This window comes from Clostridium beijerinckii (genome assembly GCA_003129525.1).
GTDB classification, from domain to species: Bacteria; Bacillota; Clostridia; order Clostridiales; family Clostridiaceae; genus Clostridium; species Clostridium beijerinckii_D.
Window position 1 is genome coordinate 3,608,354 of sequence record CP029329.1, and the last position, 24,013, is coordinate 3,632,366.

The 24,013-nt window shown below is 29.9% G+C and carries 21 protein-coding genes; all 21 read right to left on the minus strand.

Translation table 11 applies throughout. From position 1 onward, the window contains the following. Positions 1–129: 129 nt before the first annotated feature. The 21 genes from DIC82_16240 to DIC82_16340 all read right to left on the minus strand — a co-directional run bounded on the left by DIC82_16240 (position 130) and on the right by DIC82_16340 (position 23,892). The gene (locus DIC82_16240; GenBank protein ID AWK52455.1) at positions 130–480 is read right to left on the minus strand and encodes a molybdopterin oxidoreductase; all 351 of its coding nucleotides are present in this window, start codon (positions 478–480) and stop codon (positions 130–132) included. 2 nt (positions 481–482) lie between these two features. Beyond that, positions 483–1,736 carry a pyridine nucleotide-disulfide oxidoreductase gene (locus tag DIC82_16245; protein ID AWK52456.1) on the minus strand — a complete coding sequence of 418 codons (1,254 nt, stop codon included), beginning with the start codon at positions 1,734–1,736 and terminating at the stop codon, positions 483–485. 17 nt (positions 1,737–1,753) lie between these two features. After that, complete coding sequence (locus DIC82_16250) at positions 1,754–3,181, minus strand: FAD/NAD(P)-binding oxidoreductase (GenBank protein AWK52457.1); 1,428 nt, start codon at positions 3,179–3,181, stop codon at positions 1,754–1,756. Between the two features lie 170 nt (positions 3,182–3,351). Further along, entirely contained in the window at positions 3,352–4,851 is a 1,500-nt protein-coding gene (glpK, locus tag DIC82_16255; protein AWK52458.1) for a glycerol kinase, read from the minus strand. A 244-nt stretch (positions 4,852–5,095) separates the two neighbouring features. Further along, positions 5,096–5,653 carry a glycerol-3-phosphate responsive antiterminator gene (locus tag DIC82_16260; GenBank protein AWK52459.1) on the minus strand — a complete coding sequence of 186 codons (558 nt, stop codon included), beginning with the start codon at positions 5,651–5,653 and terminating at the stop codon, positions 5,096–5,098. Between the two features lie 114 nt (positions 5,654–5,767). Next, positions 5,768–6,472, minus strand: coding sequence for an aquaporin (locus DIC82_16265; GenBank protein ID AWK52460.1), 705 nt, complete (start codon positions 6,470–6,472; stop codon positions 5,768–5,770). Between the two features lie 467 nt (positions 6,473–6,939). Then, complete coding sequence (locus DIC82_16270; protein AWK52461.1) at positions 6,940–8,235, minus strand: homoserine dehydrogenase; 1,296 nt, start codon at positions 8,233–8,235, stop codon at positions 6,940–6,942. A gap of 143 nt (positions 8,236–8,378) precedes the next feature. After that, a complete protein-coding gene (locus DIC82_16275) occupies positions 8,379–9,071 on the minus strand; it encodes a DUF554 domain-containing protein (GenBank protein ID AWK52462.1) in 693 nt (230 codons plus the stop codon). A gap of 220 nt (positions 9,072–9,291) precedes the next feature. Continuing rightward, positions 9,292–11,091, minus strand: a complete 1,800-nt coding sequence (locus DIC82_16280) for an aspartate--tRNA ligase (protein ID AWK52463.1) — start codon at positions 11,089–11,091, stop codon at positions 9,292–9,294. A gap of 39 nt (positions 11,092–11,130) precedes the next feature. Further along, the gene (locus tag DIC82_16285) at positions 11,131–12,384 is read right to left on the minus strand and encodes a histidine--tRNA ligase (GenBank protein AWK52464.1); all 1,254 of its coding nucleotides are present in this window, start codon (positions 12,382–12,384) and stop codon (positions 11,131–11,133) included. Positions 12,385–12,498: 114 nt separating this feature from the next. Then, entirely contained in the window at positions 12,499–13,995 is a 1,497-nt protein-coding gene (locus tag DIC82_16290; GenBank protein AWK52465.1) for a coproporphyrinogen dehydrogenase HemZ, read from the minus strand. Between the two features lie 142 nt (positions 13,996–14,137). Next, positions 14,138–14,734 (minus strand): MBL fold metallo-hydrolase, encoded by a 597-nt coding sequence (locus DIC82_16295; GenBank protein ID AWK52466.1) that lies wholly within the window; start codon positions 14,732–14,734, stop codon positions 14,138–14,140. Positions 14,735–14,814: 80 nt separating this feature from the next. Then, positions 14,815–15,264, minus strand: coding sequence for a D-tyrosyl-tRNA(Tyr) deacylase (locus DIC82_16300; protein ID AWK52467.1), 450 nt, complete (start codon positions 15,262–15,264; stop codon positions 14,815–14,817). 55 nt (positions 15,265–15,319) lie between these two features. Further along, positions 15,320–17,530 (minus strand): (p)ppGpp synthetase, encoded by a 2,211-nt coding sequence (locus DIC82_16305; protein ID AWK52468.1) that lies wholly within the window; start codon positions 17,528–17,530, stop codon positions 15,320–15,322. A 220-nt stretch (positions 17,531–17,750) separates the two neighbouring features. Continuing rightward, the gene (locus tag DIC82_16310; GenBank protein AWK52469.1) at positions 17,751–18,269 is read right to left on the minus strand and encodes an adenine phosphoribosyltransferase; all 519 of its coding nucleotides are present in this window, start codon (positions 18,267–18,269) and stop codon (positions 17,751–17,753) included. Positions 18,270–18,358: 89 nt separating this feature from the next. Further along, on the minus strand, positions 18,359–19,228 hold the full coding sequence (locus DIC82_16315; protein AWK52470.1) for a phosphoesterase: 870 nt from the start codon (positions 19,226–19,228) through the stop codon (positions 18,359–18,361). Between the two features lie 127 nt (positions 19,229–19,355). Then, a complete protein-coding gene (locus DIC82_16320; protein ID AWK52471.1) occupies positions 19,356–20,231 on the minus strand; it encodes a protein translocase subunit SecF in 876 nt (291 codons plus the stop codon). Continuing rightward, positions 20,224–21,489 carry a protein translocase subunit SecD gene (secD, locus tag DIC82_16325; GenBank protein AWK52472.1) on the minus strand — a complete coding sequence of 422 codons (1,266 nt, stop codon included), beginning with the start codon at positions 21,487–21,489 and terminating at the stop codon, positions 20,224–20,226. Before secD ends, DIC82_16320 begins: the two co-directional genes overlap by 8 nt. A 354-nt stretch (positions 21,490–21,843) precedes the next feature. Continuing rightward, positions 21,844–22,212 (minus strand): TIGR04086 family membrane protein, encoded by a 369-nt coding sequence (locus tag DIC82_16330; protein ID AWK52473.1) that lies wholly within the window; start codon positions 22,210–22,212, stop codon positions 21,844–21,846. Between the two features lie 53 nt (positions 22,213–22,265). Further along, complete coding sequence (gene yajC, locus DIC82_16335; protein AWK52474.1) at positions 22,266–22,544, minus strand: preprotein translocase subunit YajC; 279 nt, start codon at positions 22,542–22,544, stop codon at positions 22,266–22,268. Between the two features lie 208 nt (positions 22,545–22,752). Beyond that, on the minus strand, positions 22,753–23,892 hold the full coding sequence (locus DIC82_16340) for a tRNA guanosine(34) transglycosylase Tgt (GenBank protein ID AWK52475.1): 1,140 nt from the start codon (positions 23,890–23,892) through the stop codon (positions 22,753–22,755). Positions 23,893–24,013: the final 121 nt, after the last annotated feature.

Here is a 24,013-nt window from a genome sequence, read left to right on the forward strand (position 1 = left end):
CCATTAAAATTATTTCTTTAGTTTAGATTATAACATAAAAAGCCTCTGTATTTGTAAGGCTATACAAATACAGAGGTTCATATATTATTTTAAAAAAATATTTTTCTTTATTATTCACACCTACAAAATTTATTCTTTTACATTTCTAGTAACAACAATATCTACACCCGTTCCAAGTACATTTTCTATTACAACATCTCCAATTTTAACTGGAGCATTTATTTTCACTTTATTGATTTCTTCCATACACTTAAAATTAAGTTCCTTTGGAATTGCTGCATTAGTTTTTACAGGAACTACTGGTATCTCGCCATTTTCAACTTTAACTGTTGAAGTTATTACCCTAACAGGGTGTGTAACTTCGTTTATTCCATATTCAACACCTTTGGGACACTTATTTCCTGTTACCTTATTTGCTTCAGCATCTACTTTTAAATGACATCCATTAGGACAAGATATACAAATTAATTCTTTTTCCATTTTTATTCACCATCCTCTAATGATATTGTTATATCACCTTTAACTTTATCTAATAACACCTTATTTAAAATCACTTTTTCCATTTCTGACGGTGCTAAATGTGCTCTTTTAAATTTAGCTATAACCTCATCATTACATCTTACAATCAACACTTTATCATGGTATATATTATTCACTCTCATAAATACAGTTAATTTATCATCAACAGCTTCTATATTTAATCTTTGTGGTACTGTATAGTTAACATTTTGTCCATTAATTATGTTTACATATTTATCTTTTTTAAGTTCTCCCTTAATGTATTTTGCTGCTGAAAAACCTGCATGTTTTGACTCTTGTGTAACAAAATCAACTAAATCATGAACATGAACAACATTACCGCATGCAAAAATTCCATCTACAGAAGTCTCCATACTTTCAGTAACTCTTAATCCATTAGTTCTTCTGTCCGGTTCAAGTCCAGCATTATATGATAATTCATTTTCTGGAATTAATCCAACAGATAGCAATAGTGTATCCACATCAAATTCTATTTCTGTACCTTTTATTGGTTGCTTTTTTTCATCTACTTTTGCTATGACTACTTTTTCTAATCTTTCTTTTCCTATAATATCAACTATAGTATGTGATAAATATAATGGAATATCATAATCATTTAAACATTGAACTATATTTCTATTTAATCCGTTTGAGTAAGGACACAACTCTACAACTGCTTTAACTTTAGCACCCTCAAGAGTCATTCTTCTAGCCATTATAAGTCCAATATCTCCTGATCCTAAAATAAGAACTTCTTTTCCTGGCATATGGCCCTCTATATTTATATATCTTTGTGCCGCACCTGCATTAAATACACCTGATGGTCTATCACCTGGAATATTTATAGCCCCTCTAGTTCTTTCTCTACAACCCATTGCAAGAATTATAGCCTTAGTTTCAAGTTCCATATATCCCTCTTCAGAATTTATTGCATGAACTGTTTTATCCTTTTTTATATCCAAAACCATTGTATCAAGTTTAACTTCAACATTTGTGTCTTCTATCATTTCAATAAATCTTCCAGCATACTCTGGTCCTGTAAGTTCTTCTTTAAAAGTATGAAGTCCAAAACCATTATGAATACATTGGTTTAATATTCCACCTAATTCTTTATCTCTTTCTAAAATCAATATTTTTTTAATTCCATTATTATATGCTTCATATGCTGCAGCAAGACCTGCTGGGCCTCCACCTACTACTATTAATTCATAACTCATGATAACACCCCGTCCTTCTACTTTGTTTTTCCTAATAAGATATATGAACCTGATTTTTCTTGAACTACATCTTCAAGTGGAACATTAAACTCTCTTGCTATTATTTCTTGAACTCTTGGTCCACAAAAACCGCCTTGGCACCTTCCCATTCCTGGTCTGCATCTTCTCTTAATTCCATCTATTGAAAGTACTCCAAAGCTTCTCTTTATTGCATCTATAATTTCACCTTCTGTTATGTTTTCACACCTACACACTATTCTTCCATACTGTGGATTTTGCTTTATTAATCTAGCCTTTTCATTAGGTGACAATTCCATAAAATGAACTTGTTCTCTCTTTGCTTTAAAGTTTGTTTTTTTCTCTAATTTACATCCTGCTTTATCTAATATATTTACAACGTCAAGTGCTATAGCTGGTGCTGAAGATAATCCTGGTGATTTCATTCCTGCAACATCAACAAAGCCTTTAACTTCACTATTTTCTTCTACTATAAAATCTCCTGTATCTGGTGTAGCTCTAAGTCCTGCAAAGTTTCTTATACCTTCTCTAAAATTAACTTTTTTAGTGGTAAGCATTGCAGCTTCGCGTACTTGATTTAATCCATCTCCTGTAGTTCCTACATCTTCTTTATCATCTAAATCTATAGCATCTGGTCCAACTAATAAATTTCCATGAACTGTTGGTGTAACTAAAATACCTTTACCTAATTTAGATGGACATTGAAATATTGTATGAGTTACCACGTTCCCTTGGCTTTTATCCATTACGAAATATTCTCCACTTCTTGGAGTAATTTTAAAACTTTCTTTACAAATTAAATTATGAACTTTATCTGCATAAAGCCCTGCAGAATTTATAACAAATTTAGATTCTATAATTTCACCATCTTTAGTAGTAATTTTAAATTTATCATTTTTTTCTATTGAAATAACATCTTTTTCTAATTTAATTTCTCCTCCATTAGCTACTCCATTTTCAGCTAATGCAATTGTAAGTTCAAATGGACCTACTATACCACCAGTTGGTGCATATAACGCACCTACTATTTCTTCACTAAGATTTGGTTCTTTTTCTAAAACTTCTTCTTTAGTTAAAACTTCTAAGTTCTTTACTCCTATTTTTGTTCCATTTTCATAAAGAGATTTTACTGTTTCCATATCTTCATCATTAAATGCTATTATTAATGATCCATTTTTCTTAAAGGGTACACTTAATTCTTTGCAAAGATCTTCCATTAGTTCATTGCCTTTTACATTATATTTTGCCATTAAACTCCCTTCTTTAGGATCATATCCAGCATGAACTATTGCTGAATTAGCCTTACTACTTCCCATTGATACATCTTTTTCTTTTTCTAACATAACAACCTTTAAATTGTATTTAGTTAATTCTCTAAAAATAGAACTTCCAACGACTCCAGCTCCAATTATTGCTACATCATACATATTATATCCCCCTTATTCGCATAAAAAAAGCCAAGCTAAAAACAAGGTGAAAATCCACCAAAGTTTTTATGCTTGACTCTACATTCTCTAAGCATTTATATTTTAATTATATACATATTATACAACACAAATGTATACTTGTCCACTATTTCTTGATAATTTTATATTTTTTATTCTTCTTCCCAGCCTTTTGTTCTTTCTACAGCTTTCTTCCAACCTTTATAATATTTTTCTTTCTTATCTTCAGATAAATTTGGAGTATAAGCTTGACTTACAGACCATTTTTGAGCAATCTCTTCCTTTGATTCCCAGAAACCTACAGCTAATCCTGCTAAATATGCAGCACCAAGAGCTGTTGTTTCAGTTATTATAGGTCTTACAACTTCTGTTCCTGTAATATCTGCTTGGAATTGCATTAATAGATTATTTCTACTAGCTCCACCATCAACTCTAAGACTTGTAAGTTTGCATCCTGAATCTTCTTGCATTGCATCAATAAGATCTTTTGATTGATATGCTATAGATTCTAGGGCTGCTCTGATTATATGATTTCTATTAGCACCTCTTGTTAAACCAAAGATAGCTCCTCTTGCATACATATCCCAATATGGAGCTCCAAGTCCAACAAATGCTGGAACAATATATACACCACCATTATCTTCTACTTTTTTAGCAAAATATTCTGTATCTGCTGCATCATTAACTAATTCAAGCTCATCTCTAATCCATTGAATAACAGCACCACCAACAAATACCGAACCTTCTAACGCATATTGAACTTTTCCATCTATACCAACTGCAATAGTTGTTACTAATCCGTTTTTACTGTGAATCATTTTTTCTCCTGTATTCATAAGTAAGAAACAACCTGTTCCATAAGTGTTTTTAACACTACCAGCTTCAAAACAAGTTTGTCCGAATAATGCACATTGTTGATCTCCTGCCATACCAGCTATTGGAACTCTAACTCCCCCTGTGCCTCCAAGATTTGTATATCCATAAACTTCTGATGAATTTTTAACTTCAGGTAACATTGACTTTGGAATATTAAGCTTTTCTATAATTCTTTCATCCCATTTTAATTCTTCTATATTATAAAGCATTGTTCTAGATGCATTTGTATAATCGGTTACATGCACTTTACCACTTGTAAGTTTCCATACTAACCAAGTATCAATTGTACCAAATAATAATTCACCTTTTTCTGCTCTTTCTCGTGCACCCTCTACATTATCTAAAATCCATTTTATCTTAGTTCCTGAAAAATATGCATCTAATAATAAACCTGTATTTTCTTTAACATAGTCTCCAAATTCTTCATCTTTTTTAAGTTCTTCTACTATAGCAGCTGTTCTTCTACATTGCCATACTATTGCATTATATACTGGTTCACCAGTGTTTTTATCCCAAACTACTGTTGTTTCTCTTTGATTTGTAATTCCTATACCAGCTATTTCGTCTTGAGTTACATTGCACTTTGCCATTACTTCTTGCAAAACTCCATATTGAGTTGACCATATTTCTAATGGATTGTGTTCAACCCATCCTTGATTTGGATAAATTTGAGTAAATTCTTTTTGACTTACTCCAAGTATATTTTGTTCTTTATCAAAAATTATTGCTCTTGAACTTGTAGTTCCTTGATCTAATGCTAATATATATTTTTTCATAAAATAAACACCTACGCTTTCTTAATTAATTATTTTTTTTATTTATAAGATTTAATAAATATCACACTTAGAAACTTAACACTCTATAGGTAAAGATTAAAGCAATAATTATAGCCACATAAAACTTCCATACTTCAAATGCTTCTGCCTCATTTGCATTCTTAAGTTCGAACTTTACTTAGTAGTAAATCATACTATAAGTAAAGTTTGTTTTATGCGGCTATATTCTCTAATTCTCTATTGCCTACATGTCCCAAATCTCTTTTTTTGTTGTAGATATACATGTTGCTCCTGAAGATAATGCATGCATTACCTCTTCTTTAGTTTCAATTAATCCACCAGCAACTATTGGTTTTTTTAGTTCCTTTGAAATGATACCTAGTACCTTAGGAATTAATCCTGGTAATATTTCTAATGCGTCACATTCTGATAACATGTGATTTTTCACACTGTTTAATGAAAGTGTATCAAAGATAAAAACTCTTTGAATTGCAATTAAATTATATTTTTTAGCAGCTTTTACTATTTGAGATTTTGTACTAATAATACCTTTAAATTTTGTTTGATCTTTTAAAAACCTGATAACGATTTCTTTATTAGCAAAACCGTCAACTAAGTCTATGTGAATTATTCCTATTTTATTCTTAGACTCTATTTTTTCGCTTATCTCTTTAATGCTCATAAGATCTCCAAATAAAACAAAAATAATTTCAGCAGCTGATTCCAAAGCTAAGTCTAATTGTTCTTCATTTTTTACTGCGGCTATAACTGGATTCTCTTCTAATAATTGTTTAATATTCATATGAACTCCCTTGTTGTTATTTTTTTGTTTAAACCAAGTATTTCACATTCATATTATTTTGTCAATTTAAAATTATTTAGCTTATTAAAGTTTTTATATTATAATACTTTATCACTAAAAAATCATTTTAAATAATAATGCACCGATTGTTCCACCTACTATAGGAGCAACAACTGGAACCCATGAATATCCCCAATCAGAACCACCCTTACCTGGTATAGGCAATAATGCATGTGCAATTCTTGGTGATAAATCTCTAGCTGGATTAAGTGCATACCCTGTTGGCCCACCTAAACTTAGACCTAATACCCAAATTAAAAGTCCTACGAACAATACACCAATACCTGGAGCTGTAGCTTGTGCTCCCATTGCTAAAATTCCAAAAACCAACATAAATGTTGCTATAACCTCACATGTAAAATTAATTCCGATATTTCTTACAGCTGGTCCTGTAGCGAATACTCCAAGCTTGTCCCCTGCATTATCAGAAGTTCTAAATTGATCATAATACATAACGTATACTAAAATTGCTCCTATAAAGCCACCAATCATTTGTCCTGCTATATAAGTAGGAACTACACTCCAAGATACATTCCCTATAACTGCAAGTGCAATTGTTAATGCTGGATTAAAATGACCTCCACTATAAGAACCAAACATAAGTGCTGGAATTGCTACTGCAAAAGCCCAACCAGTTGTAATAACTATCCAGCCTGATCCAGATCCCTTTGAATTTTTTAAGACAACGTTTGCAACAACGCCATCTCCTAAAAGAACAAGTATCATTGTACCTATTAGTTCTGCGGTAAAAATTGACATAATAAATCTCTCCCCTTTTTCTTATTTTACTTAATTGTATGTTACTTTTTGTAATTTTAGTACCATATTCTAATTATTTTTGCATCACTCCTCTCCCTGCTCATGCAAAAAAAGCCAAGCTAAAACAAGGTGAAAACTCACCATAATTTTTATGCTTGACTCTATCTTCTCTCAGCATTTATTTTGTATTATGTTTACATTATACATTGTAAAGGTATACTTGTCTAGTATTTATTGGTAAATTTATTTAATTACTCTTTCACTAATTATAACTTTATAGATTGAAATTTTATATAAATAATATAAAAAGGGGCTGTTGCAAAACGGTTATTTATTAAAGATATTTATATGAAATATATATTATTTCATATAAATTATGCAAAAGGGACTGTGTATAATGAATTTTTATTCATTGTGCAACAGCCCCTTAATGTAATATTTAGAATATTGAATTTAAATTATATGACCTATTTAAAATCTTCAATTCTTATTATGTTATCTATTTTATCAACTGACTTTAATTTTTTAATTTCTTTGATTGCACTATTAATTTGAGCTTCATTTGTTCTATGAGTAACTAGAACAATTGTCACTTGCCCCTCTTCCTCATCACCTTTTTGTATTACTGAACGGATACTTACATTATGCCTTCCAAGTATTGCTGTTATTTCTCCAAGCACTCCTGATTCATCTAATACAGTAGCTCTTATGTAGAATTTACATTCAACATCACCCATATCTAAAATTTCTCTTTTCCATAGGTTATTCTTTACTACTGGATTAGGATTTTCTGTATCAACATTACTTCTTACAATAGAAACAATATCACTTACTACAGCGCTACCTGTTGGAAGATCTCCTGCTCCTCTTCCATAGAACATTACATCTCCAACTGCATTTCCTTTTATAAATACTGCATTATATGAATCATAAACATTTGCAAGCGGATGTTTCTTAGGAATCATTGTAGGATGAACTCTAAGTTCTATCTTACCATTAATTTCTTTTGCAATTGCAAGTAATTTAATTCCCATTTTAAATTCTTTAGCATACTTCATATCAACAGCTTCAATACTCGTAATACCTTCTCTATAGATATTTTTCATATCTATTTTTGATCCAAAAGCTAATGATGCAAGTATTGCTAATTTATATTGAGCATCATATCCTTCAATATCCGATGTAGGATCTGCTTCTGCATAACCCTTTTCTTGAGCCTCCTTTAACGCATCATCAAAGTCAGCATCTTCAAGCTCCATTTTACCTAAAATATAATTAGTTGTACCATTTACAATACCATAAAGAGTTTCTATTTTATTAGCAGTTAAGCTTTCATCTATTCCCTTTATAATTGGAATTCCTCCAGCTACACTTGCTTCATAATTAAACATTATTCCTTCTTCATCAGCCTTTTCAAAAAGCTCATCGCCACCAGTTGCAAGTAACATTTTATTTGCAGTCACTATATGTTTTTTCTTATCCATGCATTTAATCATATATTCTCTAGCTGGCTCAATTCCACCCATAACTTCAACAACAATTTTAATGCTATCATCTTCTAATATTTCATTAAAATCCGTAGTTACAAATTCATTTGGAATCTCTACTCCTCTTGGCTTGTTCTTATCTCTTACAAGAACTTTTGTCACTTCTACCTCATATCCGCATCTTTTCATAATTTCTTCTTTATTGGAATTTAAAATCATCCAAACACCACGACCAACATTCCCCAATCCTAGTAGTGCTATTTTTACTTTTTTCATCTTATGCCCCCTTAAGTTACGCCTATTATAAATAATAGTATACTTCCTAATTATAATTGTTATATTAATTTTTGGCTATATATTTTTAGTTTAATATTTTTTACTCACATAATAAATCTTTAGAATTGTATTCTTTCATATTCCTAAAATAATCCAAATATAATAGGTATAAATATAGCAGGAAGTAAATTAGCAACTTTAATTTTACTTATCCCAAGCATATTAAATCCAAGTCCTATAATCAAAAGACTGCCGACTGCTGACATATTAGAAATTACAGTATCATTTAAAACTGTCGAAAGACCACCTGCAAGAAGTGTTATAAGTCCTTGATAAACTAGTACTGCAATTGAAGACAATATTACTCCTATGCCAAGCGATGATGCAAATATTATTGAAGATACTCCATCTAGTATAGATTTAGCAAAAAGGGTTGCGTGATTTCCTTGAAGTCCACTTTCAAGAGATCCAACCACTGCCATTGCTCCAACACAAAATAATAAACTCGAAGTAACAAATCCTTCTGATATAGAAATCTTCTCATTTGAACTACTACTTCTTTTGCTATTTATTTTTTTCTCTATAATATCACCTAAATTATTTAGTCTCTTGTCGATATCAATAATTTCACCAATTAATGCACCTATTGCTATACAAATTATCATTTGCAGAGTATCATTTCCTTTAAGTGCTCCAGATATACCTATGTATAATACACATAAAGCCAATCCATTCATTATAGTTGAACTTATCTTTTCCGTTAATCTTCCTTTTACAATTAGCCCTATTAAGCATCCACCTATTATGGCTAATGCATTAACTATTGTTCCTAACATTTTTGCTCCCCCAATCTTTTTCAGTTAACAGTTAGTAATTAACAGTTAACAATTGTATATGAAATGCCTATGGCATTTCTATATTTTATAAATCTTTATAGATGTTTTATAAGTCGTTGATTTCAAATCGTGCGTTAATAAAAAAAGATCCTCATACAATAATTTTCATCATTATACGAGAATCTTTTTATCGTAAGTTTACCTGAATCTAAGAATCACTTTATTCTGCGTCTTTTTTATCTTCTTTTGGAAGTATTCCAATTCCAAGTTCGATTAATTGTTTCTCATCAGTTACATTTGGTGCTTCGCTTAAATAGCAATATGCATTTTGGTTTTTAGGGAATGCAATAACGTCTCTTATGTTTTCTGTTCCAGCTAAGAACATTATCATTCTATCTAATCCAAATGCCAAACCGCCATGTGGTGGTGGTCCAAATTTTAATGCTTGTAATAAAAATCCAAATTTTGCCCATGCATCTTCCTGTGTAAATCCAAGTGCCTTAAGCATTCTTTCTTGAAGTTCCATATCATGAATTCTTATAGATCCTCCACCTAATTCTTCTCCATTTAATACTAAGTCATAAGCTTTAGAACGTACAATTCCTGGATCAGATTCAATAAAGTCTAAATCCTCATCCATTGGTGCTGTAAACGGATGGTGACAAGCCATGTATCTTCCTTCTTCTTCACTATATTCAAATAATGGGAATTCAGTAACCCATGTAAAGTTAAATTCATTTTTATCTTTTATTAAATCAAATTGTTTAGATAATTCTAATCTTAAAGCTCCTAAGCTTTGGAATACTACTGAATTCTTATCTGCTACAATAAGTACTGCATCTCCAGTTTCAGCATTCATAGTTTTTACTATAGAATTTGTTGCATCCTCAGTTAAGAATTTAGCTATTGATGATTTAACACCATCTTCTTTAAGTTGAATCCAAGCAAGACCCTTAGCTTTATAAGTCTTAACAAATTCTCCTAATTTATCTAAAGGCTTTCTACCCATATCTGCTCCACCTTTTAAGCATAGAGCTCTTACAGATCCGCCATTTGCTATAGCATCCTTAAACATTGGTAATTCTACATCTTTAACAACTTCAGTTAAATCAGTTATTTCCATACCGAATCTGACATCTGGTTTATCTGATCCATATTTCTCCATTGCATCTTTAAATGTCATTCTCTTAATTGGAAGCTTAACATCAACGCCTGCAACTTCTTTAAATACATGAGATATTAATCCTTCATTTACTGCCATTATGTCATCTTGCTCTACAAAGCTTAATTCCATATCTATTTGAGTAAATTCTGGTTGCCTATTAGCTCTTAAATCTTCATCTCTAAAGCATTTAGCAATTTGATAGTACTTGTCAAATCCAGATACCATCAATAATTGTTTGAATAATTGTGGTGATTGTGGAAGAGCATAAAACATACCAGGATAATTTCTTGAAGGTACTAAATAATCTCTAGCTCCTTCTGGTGTACTCTTATTTAATATTGGTGTTTCAACATCTAAGAAATCATTAGCTTCTAAATAATCACGAATAGCTTTTGTTGTTTTACTTCTAGTAATAAATATTTTTTGCATATCTGGTCTTCTTAAATCTAAATATCTATATTTTAATCTAATGTTTTCAGCTGCATCTAAATTTTCTTTAATATATATTGGTGGAGTTTCTGATTCAGAAAGAATCTTTATCTCTTCACACTTTAATTCAACAAACCCAGTTGGCATGTTTTCATTAATGCTTTCTCTTTTAACAACTTCTCCTGTTACTGCTACGCAATATTCAGGTCTAACTGCTTTTGCTTTTTCAAAAGCTTCTCCATTGATTTCTTCACCAAAAACTACTTGCATTATACCTGTTTTATCTCTTAAATCGATAAATTCAAGTCCTCCAAGTTTTCTATTTCTTTGAACCCATCCCATTAAAGTAATTTTTTTACCCACATGTTCTTCTCTAGGTTCTCCACACATCATTGTACGCTTTAATCCATTTAAAGACTCACCCATTACTAAATTTCCTCCTAACAACTTATGTCAATTGATATTTTATTTTACTATTTTAGCTATTTCCTCTAAGTTTTCTAACGAAACTTCAAAAATTTCACCATCGCTCATTCTCTTTAAATTAACTCTTTTACTTGTTAATTCATCTTCACCTAAGATAGTAGTAAAAGCTACACCTAATTTATTTGCAAATTTCATTTCAGCCTTTATACTTCTACCCATATGGTTTGTTTCACATTTAACCCCTAAGGTTCTTAAGCTACTAGCTAATTTGAAAGCATATTTGCTTCCTTCCTCACCTCTAGCTCCAATATATAAATCAAATAGGTTTTCTTTTGGTATTTCTATACCTTCTTTTTCCAAAGTCATAATTAATCTTTCAATTCCCATACCAAAGCCAACTGCTGGCATATCAGGTCCACCAAGTTCTTCTATTAGTTTATCATATCTTCCTCCACCACAAACAGTGAAATCTGAAGTTAATATTTCAAATATAGTTTTTGTATAATAATCCAATCCTCTAACTATGCCTGGATCTATTTCATAAGAAATTCCTAAAATATCTAAATATTCTTTAACCTTCGTAAAATGAGTATCACACTCTTCACACATATAATCTAAAATTATTGGTGCATCTTTTGTAATTTCATGACACTTTTTTTCCTTACAATCTAAAATTCTCATAGGATTTTTTTCAAATCTTGTTTTACAAAGATCACAAAGACCATCATAATTTTCTGCCAAAAATTTCTTTAAAGCTTCATTATACTTTGGTCTACAATTCGGACAGCCCAAATTATTTATGTTTAAGCTTAAGCTCTTTAAGCCCAATTTTTTCAAGGTATCCATAGCTACTGCTATAACCTCTGCATCCATTGAAGGTTCTTTAGATCCGAAAACTTCTAATCCGCATTGATGGAATTGTCTAAGTCTTCCCTTTTGAACATTTTCATATCTAAAAGCTGGTGTTATATAATATAACTTCGTAGGTTGTGCTTCATTAAATAGTCTACTTTCTATAAAAGCTCTAACTACAGAAGCTGTTCCTTCTGGCTTTAATGTTATACTTCTATCACCTTTGTCATTAAAAGTATACATTTCTTTTTGAACTATATCAGTTGTATCCCCAACTCCTCTTAAAAATAAATCTGTATGTTCGAACATTGGAGTTCTAACTTCTCTAATTCCATAAGTTTTAGCAACATCTCTAAATACGCTTTCTATATACTGCCACTTGTATGCATCTTGTGGTAACATATCTTTTGTACCTTTAGGTGCTTGCATTTCCATTGCCATTTTATTTCCTCCTTTTTATGCATAAAGTCAATTTCAATTAATAATTAACAATTGTCAATGTACAACGTCAATCTTTCATTAATTTAATAACTTAATATATAAAGTCACTAGTTACTAATATAAAGTATCCAGTAAATTCTTCTTTCTTTCAATCATTTCATCAATTCTTGATACATATTCGTGAAGATCCTTTAAGTTTGGAAATCTTTCAAGTCTGTCTTCTTCTAAAAATATTACTTTACTTACAGCAGCTGCTCCTAATGCAATTGTTGTTTGTCTTTCTTCAATCATTTGAATGTTATAAATGCATTCTTTACCTTCTTTAGCATACCCTAAATTCTCCAAATTTCCAACCATATTTTTTTGTCTATACATATAATATGGTGAAAGACCTAAATTTTCCGCTAAACTTCTGCTTTCTTCATACATTTTAATAATTTCTTCTTGAGATGTCATTTCTATACCTTTTTTAAGAATAAACTCTTCATACATCCTAGACCCTCTTTTTAGGGCTAATCCATGTACCGTAATACTATCTGGTTTTAATTTTATTAATTCATTTTTAGTATTTATCATATCTTCATGGGTCTCACCTGGAAGCCCTATTATTATATCCATATTAATATCATCAAAACCAAGCTCTCTTGCCATTTTAAACTTTTCTTTAATATCTTCTGCAGAATGAGTTCTTCCTATTAATTTTAAGGTTTTATCATTCATAGTTTGTGGATTAATACTTATTCTATCTACACTACAATCTTTCATAGTTTGTAATTTATTTTTAGTTAAAGTATCTGGTCTACCACATTCAACTGTGAACTCTTTAACATTATTATTTTTAATAAAACTATTATAGATTTCTGTCATTAACATCATGAATTCTTTATCATTAACTGCTGTTGGAGTACCTCCACCAAAGTATACAGATTCAATATTAAGGTTTTTTTCCTTAACATATCTGCTAATACCTTTTATTTCCTTTATTAATGCTTCTAAATATGGCATTACCATTTTTTTATGAACGCCTATAGGATTAGACGTAAACGAACAATAAAGACATTTAGTTGGACAAAATGCCATTCCAATATAAATAGCAATATTATTTTTATCTTTATTTACTATTCTTTCTTCAGCTTTTGCCACATCTATACATAATTTTGCTTTGTCTTCATGTGCTAAATATCTCTCTTTAAATATTTTTACAACTTCTTCTTCAGTATTTCCTTCTTTAATTAGTTTTAATGCTATTTTAGAAGGTCTAATTCCAATTAAAATCCCCCAAGGATATATATCATTTGTTATATCCTTTAGACACAGAAAAAGAAACCTTCTAAGAGAATTTTTAATATCTTCTCCTAAAGATTCTTCTTTGCAATAATCTTTATATTCAAATCTTAAAATTTCCTCATCAATATAAAAAATATACACAGCTTCGTCTTTTTCAAAAGACATATTATCTTTCACCGTTTCTTCTTTTTTTAAAGAATTAGTATCTTTCTCTGCTTCTTCTTTTTCTAAAAATTTTATTTCCTTCATTGGGAAGTATACATTAAATAATTGATATACCTCATATCTAAATTTTAAATTATTCAAATTAATCTTAATTTCCATTATTGCTCCTTAAATCAATTGACAATTAACAATGTACAATTAGCAATTAATGATGAAATCTTCTAAAGAAGATTTCTTAAAAATGTAATTAGAACAAATATCACAGATATTTGCGCCATAATTTACAATTGTACATTGTCAATTATAAATATGGATTTCTTCTTTTTTCATATCCTATAGTGGATGATGGTCCATGACCTGCATAAACCTCAATATTATCTCCTAGTGGAAGTAATTTTTCTTTTATATTCTTTATAAGCTGCATACCATCTCCACCTGGAAAATCACTTCTTCCAACAGATCCTTGAAATAGTGTGTCTCCTGTAAAAAGTTTATCTCCTATTAAGAAACAAATTCCTCCTGCTGTATGACCTGGGGTTTCAATAACTTTTATTACATTACTACCTAAATTTAAAGTGTCTCCTTCTTTCAAATATCCTGAAGCCTTAGGTAATGACCCAAATACAGAACTATCATTTTTTATATATTTTTCTTCTATTTCATTTATGTAAAATGGAATATTAAATTTATCAACTAATTCAACTACTCCACCTACATGATCCATATGTCCATGGGTTAGAAGAATAAACTTTGGTTTTGCATCTAAAGATTTAATTTCTTTTTCAATTTTGTTGGGATTTCCACCCGGATCTATAATAGCAAGTTCTTTAGTATCTTCATCCATTACTAAATAGCAGTTTTCTTCATACATTCCTGCTATAAACGATTTTATAATCAAATTTAATTCCTCCTTAAGGCATATTACAGAAATAGTAAGTTAGCATGCTAGTATATTGACTTATTATTTCTTCCATACGTCTAAAAATTTCTTTTACTATCTAATAGTATTGTGACAGGGCCATCATTATTAATTTGAACTTTCATATCTGCACCAAATTCTCCACTTTCAACTTTTAAGTCAGATGTTTTAAGAAGTTTTAAGAATTCTTTATAAAGCTTATTTGCTTCTTCTCCACTTTGAGCTTCCATAAAATTTGGCCTTCTACCTTTTCTGCAATCTCCATATAAAGTAAATTGAGATATGACGAGTATTTCACCTTTAATATCTAATAGTGATAAATTCATTTTATCATTTTCATCATGAAACACTCTTAAATTAATAATCTTGTCCTTTATATAATTTAAATCTTCTACAGTATCGTCTTTAGATATTCCTATTAATACATTAAAACCTATTCCGATTTCCCCAATTATATTTTCATTAACAGAAACACTAGATGAGGTCACTCTTTGCACCACTGCTCTCATGTTATATCACCTTTCTAAAGCATATTCAAAAAAATAACAAGTCAGTATACCTAAGTTAGCTATTAACTCTATATACATCTGCTACACCTTTTAATTTCTTTAGTCTTTTCATTAAATCTTTTAGACTATCTACTGATGTAATCTTTAATTTTACATTAATTAATGCGGATCCCTGTTTTGACAAATTTGCATTTACTGCATTTAATTGCAACTTAAGTTCTGTTATAACGCTCATAACATCTGCAAGTAATCCTTCTCTATCATCTGCTTGAACTTGAATTTCAGCAAAATAAGCTGTACCTTTTGATGATCCCCAGTTAACTTCTATAACTCTCTCTCCATCAGTATCTATAAGGTTTTGCAAATTACTACAATCTTTTCTATGTACTGATACACCCCTGCCTTTAGTAATGTATCCCAGAATATCATCTCCAGGCACAGGACTACAGCATTTAGCAAATCTAACCATTAGATTACTTTCACCCTTAACAGTTATTCCATAACTATTTGGTTCTGGTTGCCTTGATGATTTTGCAATTTGTTCTTCAATTGCTTTATTTAAAATTTCTTTATTCTCTTTTTCTTTATCTTTATTTATTAATCCGTTATCTTCTTTAAGCCTTGAAATAAGGGTTGATACAGAAAATCCGCCAATACCAAGTAAAGCATATAAATCATCCATTGAATGGATATTATATCGTTTCATTAATTTATCATAAATTTCACCTTTTGCAATATCTACATAATTAACACTTTGCTTCTTTAATTCTCTTTCAAGAAGTTCCTTACCCTTTACTATGTTTTCTTCCTTTTTAGCCTTTTTAAACCAAAGTTTTATTTTACTTTTAGATTGATTACTTTTTGCAATATTTAACCAATCCATATTAGGGCCCTTTGCATTAGGAGAAGTTAATATTTCAACAATTTCTCCAGTTTTAAGAGTATAATCGAGAGGCACTATTTTACCATTAACCTTAGCTCCTACGCACTTATTCCCAATATCCGTATGTATTCTATACGCAAAATCTATGGGTGTAGCTTTACTACATAAATTTATTACAACTCCTTTAGGAGTAAATACAAACACTTCATCTGAAAACAAATCTATTTTAAAGCCTTCTATAAATTCTTCTGCATCTGATGTTTCTTTTTGCCATTCCAACATATCTCTAAGCCATACAAGTTTCTTTTCAAAATCTTTTGGTTTATCTTGTTCTGGATTTCCAGTATCGCCCTCTTTATACTTCCAATGTGCGGCAATTCCATATTCTGCTGTCTTATGCATTTCAAAAGTTCTTATTTGAATTTCAAAGGTTTTACCTTGTGGTCCAATTACAGTAGTATGTAGTGATTGATACATATTGGGCTTAGGCATGGCAATATAATCCTTAAATCGTCCAGGAATCGGTCTATATATAGTATGGACTATGCCCAGTACTCCATAGCAATCTTTAACTGAGTCAACTAAAACTCTAATAGCTGTTAAATCAAAAATTTCCTCTATACTTTTATTCTTACTCACCATTTTTTTATAAATACTATAAAAATGTTTTGGTCTTCCATCAATTTCTGACTTTATCCCTGATGCTTCAAGCTTTTCATTTAAATCTTTTACTACTTCTTTTATATAAGCTTCTCTTTCAATCCTTTTTTCTGCAATGCTATCTACTAAATCATAATATTCTTTTTCATGTAAATATCTAAAACATAAATCTTCAAGTTCCCATTTAATTTTAGACATACCTAATCTATGAGCTAAAGGAGCATAAATATCTAATGTTTCTTTCGCCTTATTTTTTTGTTTTTTAGCTGGCATAAATTTAAGGGTTCTCATATTATGTAATCTATCTGCTAATTTTATTATTATTACCCTAATATCCTTTGCCATAGCAAGTAACATTTTTCTAACATTATCTGCTTGCTGTTCTTCTTTAGTTTTATATTCCATTTCTCCAAGTTTAGTAAGTTTAGTAACACCTTCCACAAGATTGGCTATCTCTGCATTAAAAAGTGAAACTGTTTCATCATAAGAAAAATCTGTATCTTCTATTACATCATGTAGTAATCCAGCTACAATAGTATTTGTGTCCATGCCTAAGTCAGCTAAAATTTCAGCTACTGCTATTGGATGAATGATATAAGGTTCACCTGATTCTCTTTTTTGTTCCTTATGAGCTTCTTCAGCAAAATGATATGCTTTTTTTACCATATCAACATCAACATTATTACAATTGTTATGGATTGTCTCCAATAATTTATCAACCATAAGGATTGCTCTCCTTCTATATTAATTCGTTAAAAAATAAATTCAAAGGCTGGTTTAATAACCAGCCTTATTTTCTAATAATTATATAATATTTTAGAATTATTTTCAATAAGGCATTCGAATCTACCTAAAATATTTAAAAGAAATACTAACCTTACAAATTAAGTTTCATAAGGTCACATAAAAATAATCATCCAAAAATCAAAAAATATTATTTAAATTAAACATCATATTTAACTAATGATAATACATCGTAACCTTTAAGTTTATCTTTTCCATTAAGTTCTGTTAATTCTATTACAAAATCTAGCGATGCAACTTCTCCACCTACTTGCTCTATTAACTTAACAACACCTTCTACAGTGCCTCCTGTTGCTAATAAATCATCTACAATTGCAACTCTTTGACCAGGTTTAATAGCATCTTTATGAATTTGAAGTTGGTCTTCTCCATATTCTAATCCATAATTAATTGAAATAGTCTCCCCAGGCAATTTCCCTGGCTTTCTTACAGGAATAAATCCTATCCCTAAAGCATATGCTACAGGAACGCCGAAAATAAAACCTCTTGCTTCTGGTCCTACTATCAAATCAATTTTCTTGTCCTTTATGTGATTTATGATTTGATCAATAGCTTCCTTCAATGCTTCTCCATCAGATATTAATGTTGTTATGTCTTTAAAACTAATTCCTTCTTTAGGGAAATTATCTATTACTCGTATTTTTTCTTTTAAATTCATTTTTATTCCTCCATAGCATTCATTTTAATATATCTCAAATTTGTGATTAAATTTTAAACAATACAATATATAATATATGCAGCTAACTATTATATATAATTTAGAGGATTAGTCCTCTTTAAACTATATAAATATTTAATAATTTGATTCGCTCTATCTTTATCATTTGTTGTTAATAATTCTAAAACAATTCTCGCATTATCCATAATTCCAACTGCCCCTATAGGCGGGATTATAAATTCTATTATTTTATTTATGCCATCATTATCAAATTCTTCTATATTATTAAATTCTATTATTGATCTCAACCCATTATTATTAGTATTCATTAAGAATTTATTTCCTTCTTTAATTAATACCCCATTTTCCCCTTTAGCCGATACTTTTGACCACTGTATACCAATAAGTATTAAATCTAAATACTTATTTATACTCTTCATATTGTAATAAATAGCGATAGCTTGCATTAATTTAAATGCTAATCCACTAGTAGATAAATTTTTATATCTATACTGACAACCCTTTTGATTTGGATTAATGTAAATGTAATCATTCACTAAGTCACTTTCCTCATTTTCAACAACAATTAAATCTATATCTAATTCCTTGCATAAATTTACTTCTTCTTGAGACTTCAATCCTACACCTAAAGTTATTAAAAGTTCAGCACCTAAAAAATCCACATTATCTCTTATATCTATTGAATTTATTACAGCATCATTTTCCTGTCTATCATATATAACATACTCAACATCAGCATTTAAATATTTTAAAACCAGAATTAATGATGAAACTGCACAAATCCCATCAACATTATATGTACCATAGACAACTATTTTTTGTCTATTATTTACAGCTAAAGCTAATCTCTCTATTGCTTTGTTCATACCTTTAAGTATAAATGGGTTATATCCAGTAATATAATTCGGACAATATATACTTTCCCAGAATTTACGCATGGCTTATTCCTCCATAAAATTAGAAAACACCTTTATTATAAATGATTATAGTAATTTTTACAATTATTTTGTTAACAAATTAAAAAACCTCCATTTAGTGCTGGAGGTCTCTATTATTTTCCAGTAATTAAGCTCTTTGTAGTTTTCCTTTTTTGTTTTCAATTTTATCTTTTAAATATACCCATACTGGTGATGCTATGCATATTGAAGAATATGCTCCAGTTATAATACCTATTATTAAAGGAATAGTAAATTCTCTAACTGATGGTACTAATATATTAATAGCAATTATTGTTATTAATGTTGATAATGATGTATATATTGATCTCGTCATGGTCTCTGTCAAACTTATATTAGCAACTTCACTTGAATTTGTTCTTCTCATTTTCTTAACATTTTCTCTTATTCTATCAAAAATTACTATTGTATCATTCATAGAATAACCTACTATAGTGAGTATTGCTGCAATAAATGGTGTGTTTACAGGAATATTAAATATTGCATAAACACAAACAGTTATTACTATATCATGTATTGTAGCAGTTAAAGCCGCAACTCCAAATTTGAATTCAAATCTTATAGCTATATATATTAGCATTACAACAAAAGATGCAAGTAAAGCTAATATTGAGTTTCTTGTTAACTCTTTTCCTATTGATGAACCTATTTCATTTTGTTCAATTAATGCTGTATCTTCTAATTGATACTTATCTTTTAAATCAGTCATAATTGATGCTACTTTATCACTATCAAGATCTGCTGACTTTATTTCGTATTCATAATTATCAGCTGTATTTGTAGAAGCATCTGGTGCATAAGTTTTAACTATTGCATCAACATCTTCTTTATTAATATTTTCATTTAATTGAATTGATACTTCCGTACCACCTTTAAAATCTATTCCAAAGTTTAATCCTCTAAAACATAAGAATCCTACGCCAATTACAATAATGATTAAGGAAATTGAAAACCATATTTTTGATTTTTCCATTATCTTAAGCATGTTCCTTAACCCCCTTTTTCTTGCTAACTCCAAATTGTGATAATCTATTTAATATGCCACTGTTTACGGCTAAACGAACAAGTAATTCCGTTACTACTAAAGCAGTAAACATGCTTATAATTATACCTATCATAAGGGTGATAGCAAATCCTTTAACTGAACCTGACCCTATAAAATATAGAATTAATGCTGAAAGTAGTGTTGTTACATTGGAATCCACTATTGAAGACATAGCATTTTCTGATCCTTTTTTAATTGCGGATTTAATAGATATTCCTTTAAGTAACTCCTCTTTAGTTCTTTCAAAAATTAATATATTTGCATCAACAGCCATACCAATAGTAAGTAGTAATGCTGCTATACCTGGCAGTGTTAATGTTACTCCTACTTCTATAAAAATAAGAAGTATAAGAACTATATATAATGTTAATGCAACATTCGCAAGTAATCCTTCAACTCTATAATTAACAACCATAAGTAGGAAAACTAACACTATTCCTATTGTTCCTGCTTTAACAGCATTTGGGAACGCTGTAGCTCCCAATTGAGCTCCAACATTTTTAACTTCAACTGCTTTTACTGGTACAGGAAGCGCTCCTGAATTAATTAATCCTGCAGTAGCTTTACATTCTTCCAATGTACTACTTCCAGTAATAACTGCTTTACCATCATTGATTTGTACTTGTACAGTAGGTTGTGATATCACTTCATCATCAAGATTAATAGATATTGTTTGCCCTATATACTTTCCTGTAGCTTCTGCAAATTTTCGTTGTCCTTCTTCGTTAAATTCTAGGGCAATTTCATATCCACCCTTTTCTTGGTTCATTTGAGCCGTTGCTTTTTTAACATCTAAACCTGTTAAAATTTCTGTTCCATCTGGTCCTTTAAAACTTAAGTTACCTGATTTTTTTAAGCTCTCTACTATTTCTTTAGAATTAGTTAGTCCTGGGACATCTACTCTAACTCTTTTGTCACCTTCTGTTGTAACAATTGTTTCAGCAACTCCAAGTTTGTTTACCCTTAGAGCTAAATGTTCTTTAGTGCTTTTTAATTCTTCTGCAGTTACTGTATCTTTTTGAATTTCCATAAGGACAGAAACTCCACCTTGTAAATCAAGTCCTCTAGTTATTACTTTATCAAAGGATTTAAATTCATATCCGCCTATGACAAATCCCTTAAAGCCTGCAAAAGCTAATCCTACAATTACAGCAATAATTAATATAAATAATGCTGTACTTTTGCCTTTCTTTTTCATGTTAATCCCCCTCTGTACATTATATCTTTTCCTTAATTAGTATTGTATATATTCCTCATAAGAAAATTTCGAATGATAATTCGGTCAACTTTTTATATTGTTATGTAAAATACTTAAATATTTAAAATTAAGAAAATAAAACTCTATCTCAAAGTATTATTTATTCTTAATTTTAAATATTATTATACTCATATGTTGACACATTGTTCATTATAGCACACTATAATTTCTTAATAAAGTCTTTTATTTATCCATGTATCTAACTAAAAATTCCTATAAAATCCACCTAAGAATCATCTTGAATTCGATGTAAATTCTTTTTATCCTAATAACGTTAATTTTACGTAAAATATCTTATAAATTTATTCCCAACATTCCAGCAAGAGTACCTACGATTAATGCTATGACAAGTTTAGTTAAATCAAAAAGCTTAAAAGTTATTTCACCAGTAAAACTACTAGATATTATAAATAATACCAAGTAATATCCAAGGGCTACTCCAAAACCTACAAACCATCCTTTTGCTTGATTTTTTCTTGCGCCTATTATTGCACCTAAACTTATGCTGCATAAAGATATTATTACATATATCATGTTAAAAATACCTTTACTAAATACTAGTTTGGTCATCAATAAAGATAAGACTGAAATTCCTATAAAGCTAAGAATTATAGTTCCTAAAGTACCTTTTACTACTGATTTTAAGTATTTACTATTTTCCATTAAAATAACACCCCCTAACACTTCATTTTATGATGTATTAAAGGGCATTATGATTAATCTGCTTTTACTTTATGTGATATTCCACTCTTATCAAACTTAATTCTAGTTTTAGCAGTGCTTGTTTCAAGAGTAATACTTTTTTCATCTATATGTGTAATCTTTCCAATGATTCCACCTCTTGTTACAACTTCATCATTTATTTTTAATTCCTCAAGCATACCTTGATATTTCTTTTTTCTTTTCTTTTCAGGTAATATGAGTAAAAAATAAAAAACTATAAACACTAGTATAAAAGGAACTACGTTAATAAGTAATGCTGATATATTATCCATTCTTCTCCTCCAAATTCATTTTTTAATATTTCTTTATTGTATGATAAGAAGTTTACATTTTTTTAAGTTTAATGTCAATATACACCAGTATTTATTGCATATCTTTAACTAGTAATTTATGCATATTTAAAAACAAAATTCGTAAGATTCTACAAATATTTATTGATTAATTAATATTTGGGTATTTACAATTAAATATTGAATCCCCCTAAATTCTGCCTTCCCACTCTTTTAATTTCTTTTCCTTAAATTCTTTAAAATATCCACCATCAATAGCATCTCTTATTTCTGCCATTAATTTGTTATAAAAATATAAATTGTGTAATACGCATAATCTCATAGCAAGCATTTCTTTAGCCTTAAATAAATGTCTTATATAAGCTCTTGTATAGTTCTTACACGTTGGGCATTGACATCCTTCATCTATTGGTCTTGTATCAAGTTCAAATTTTGCATTCATAATATTAAGCTTACCATCACTGCAAAATACATTTCCATGTCTTCCATTTCTAGCAGGAAGTACGCAATCAAAGAAGTCTACTCCTCTATCCACCGCTTCTAATATATTACTTGGAGTTCCAACTCCCATTAAATATATTGGTTTATCCTCTGGTAGATATGGTACAACGGCATCTATTACTTTATACATTTCTTCATGAGTTTCTCCAACAGCGAGTCCGCCTATAGCATACCCATCTAAGTCCATTTTAGTTATTTCTTTAGCATGTTTTATTCTTATGTCTTCATAAACTCCACCTTGATTTATACCAAATAACATTTGTTCTTTATTTATTGTACTCTCAAGAGAGTTTAATCTATCCATTTCAGTTTTACATCTTTCAAGCCATCTTGTAGTTCTATCTACTGATCTTTCAACATATTCTCTTGGTGCTGGATTTTCAACACATTCATCAAACGCCATTGCAATAGTTGATGCTAAATTGCTTTGAATTTGCATTGATTCTTCTGGTCCCATAAATATTTTTCTACCATCTATATGAGAATTGAAATATACACCTTCTTCTTTAATCTTCCTCATCTTTGCAAGTGAAAACACTTGGAATCCGCCGGAATCTGTAAGAATTGGTCTATCCCAATTCATAAATTTGTGTAATCCTCCAAGCTTATTAACCACTTTATCTGTTGGTCTTAAATGAAGATGATATGTATTAGAGAGTTCAACTTGGCACCCTATTTCCTTTAAATCCATGCTAGACACGGCTCCCTTTATAACGGCAAGTGTTCCAACATTCATGAATACAGGAGTTTGTATAGTCCCATGTGGAGTCTCAAACTGCCCTCTTCTTGCTTTTCCATCTTTTTTTAATAACGTATATCTTTTACTCAAAAGTTCCACCTCTTAATTATAATTTTTTGGCATCTTAAGAAAATAACTAAAGATCCCTTATATAATTGAAACATTTGATTATGTCACCTCATCAATGTAATCAAAACTGCACATGATAATT

Bases quoted from the DNA above. Each gene is read 5' to 3' on its own strand.
- DIC82_16240 (AWK52455.1), bottom strand. From the start codon at position 480: ATGGAAAAAGAATTAATTTGTATATCTTGTCCTAATGGATGTCATTTA.
- DIC82_16245 (AWK52456.1), bottom strand. From the start codon at position 1,736: ATGAGTTATGAATTAATAGTAGTAGGTGGAGGCCCAGCAGGTCTTGCT.
- DIC82_16250 (AWK52457.1), bottom strand. From the start codon at position 3,181: ATGTATGATGTAGCAATAATTGGAGCTGGAGTCGTTGGAAGTTCTATT.
- glpK (AWK52458.1), bottom strand. From the start codon at position 4,851: ATGAAAAAATATATATTAGCATTAGATCAAGGAACTACAAGTTCAAGA.
- DIC82_16260 (AWK52459.1), bottom strand. From the start codon at position 5,653: ATGAATATTAAACAATTATTAGAAGAGAATCCAGTTATAGCCGCAGTA.
- DIC82_16265 (AWK52460.1), bottom strand. From the start codon at position 6,472: ATGTCAATTTTTACCGCAGAACTAATAGGTACAATGATACTTGTTCTT.
- DIC82_16270 (AWK52461.1), bottom strand. From the start codon at position 8,235: ATGAAAAAAGTAAAAATAGCACTACTAGGATTGGGGAATGTTGGTCGT.
- DIC82_16275 (AWK52462.1), bottom strand. From the start codon at position 9,071: ATGTTAGGAACAATAGTTAATGCATTAGCCATAATAGGTGGATGCTTA.
- DIC82_16280 (AWK52463.1), bottom strand. From the start codon at position 11,091: ATGGGTGAGTCTTTAAATGGATTAAAGCGTACAATGATGTGTGGAGAA.
- DIC82_16285 (AWK52464.1), bottom strand. From the start codon at position 12,384: ATGGCAATGGAAATGCAAGCACCTAAAGGTACAAAAGATATGTTACCA.
- DIC82_16290 (AWK52465.1), bottom strand. From the start codon at position 13,995: ATGGAAATTAAGATTAATTTGAATAATTTAAAATTTAGATATGAGGTA.
- DIC82_16300 (AWK52467.1), bottom strand. From the start codon at position 15,264: ATGAGAGCAGTGGTGCAAAGAGTGACCTCATCTAGTGTTTCTGTTAAT.
- DIC82_16305 (AWK52468.1), bottom strand. From the start codon at position 17,530: ATGGTTGATAAATTATTGGAGACAATCCATAACAATTGTAATAATGTT.
- DIC82_16310 (AWK52469.1), bottom strand. From the start codon at position 18,269: ATGAATTTAAAAGAAAAAATACGAGTAATAGATAATTTCCCTAAAGAA.
- DIC82_16315 (AWK52470.1), bottom strand. From the start codon at position 19,228: ATGCGTAAATTCTGGGAAAGTATATATTGTCCGAATTATATTACTGGA.
- DIC82_16320 (AWK52471.1), bottom strand. From the start codon at position 20,231: ATGCTTAAGATAATGGAAAAATCAAAAATATGGTTTTCAATTTCCTTA.
- secD (AWK52472.1), bottom strand. From the start codon at position 21,489: ATGAAAAAGAAAGGCAAAAGTACAGCATTATTTATATTAATTATTGCT.
- DIC82_16330 (AWK52473.1), bottom strand. From the start codon at position 22,212: ATGGAAAATAGTAAATACTTAAAATCAGTAGTAAAAGGTACTTTAGGA.
- yajC (AWK52474.1), bottom strand. From the start codon at position 22,544: ATGGATAATATATCAGCATTACTTATTAACGTAGTTCCTTTTATACTA.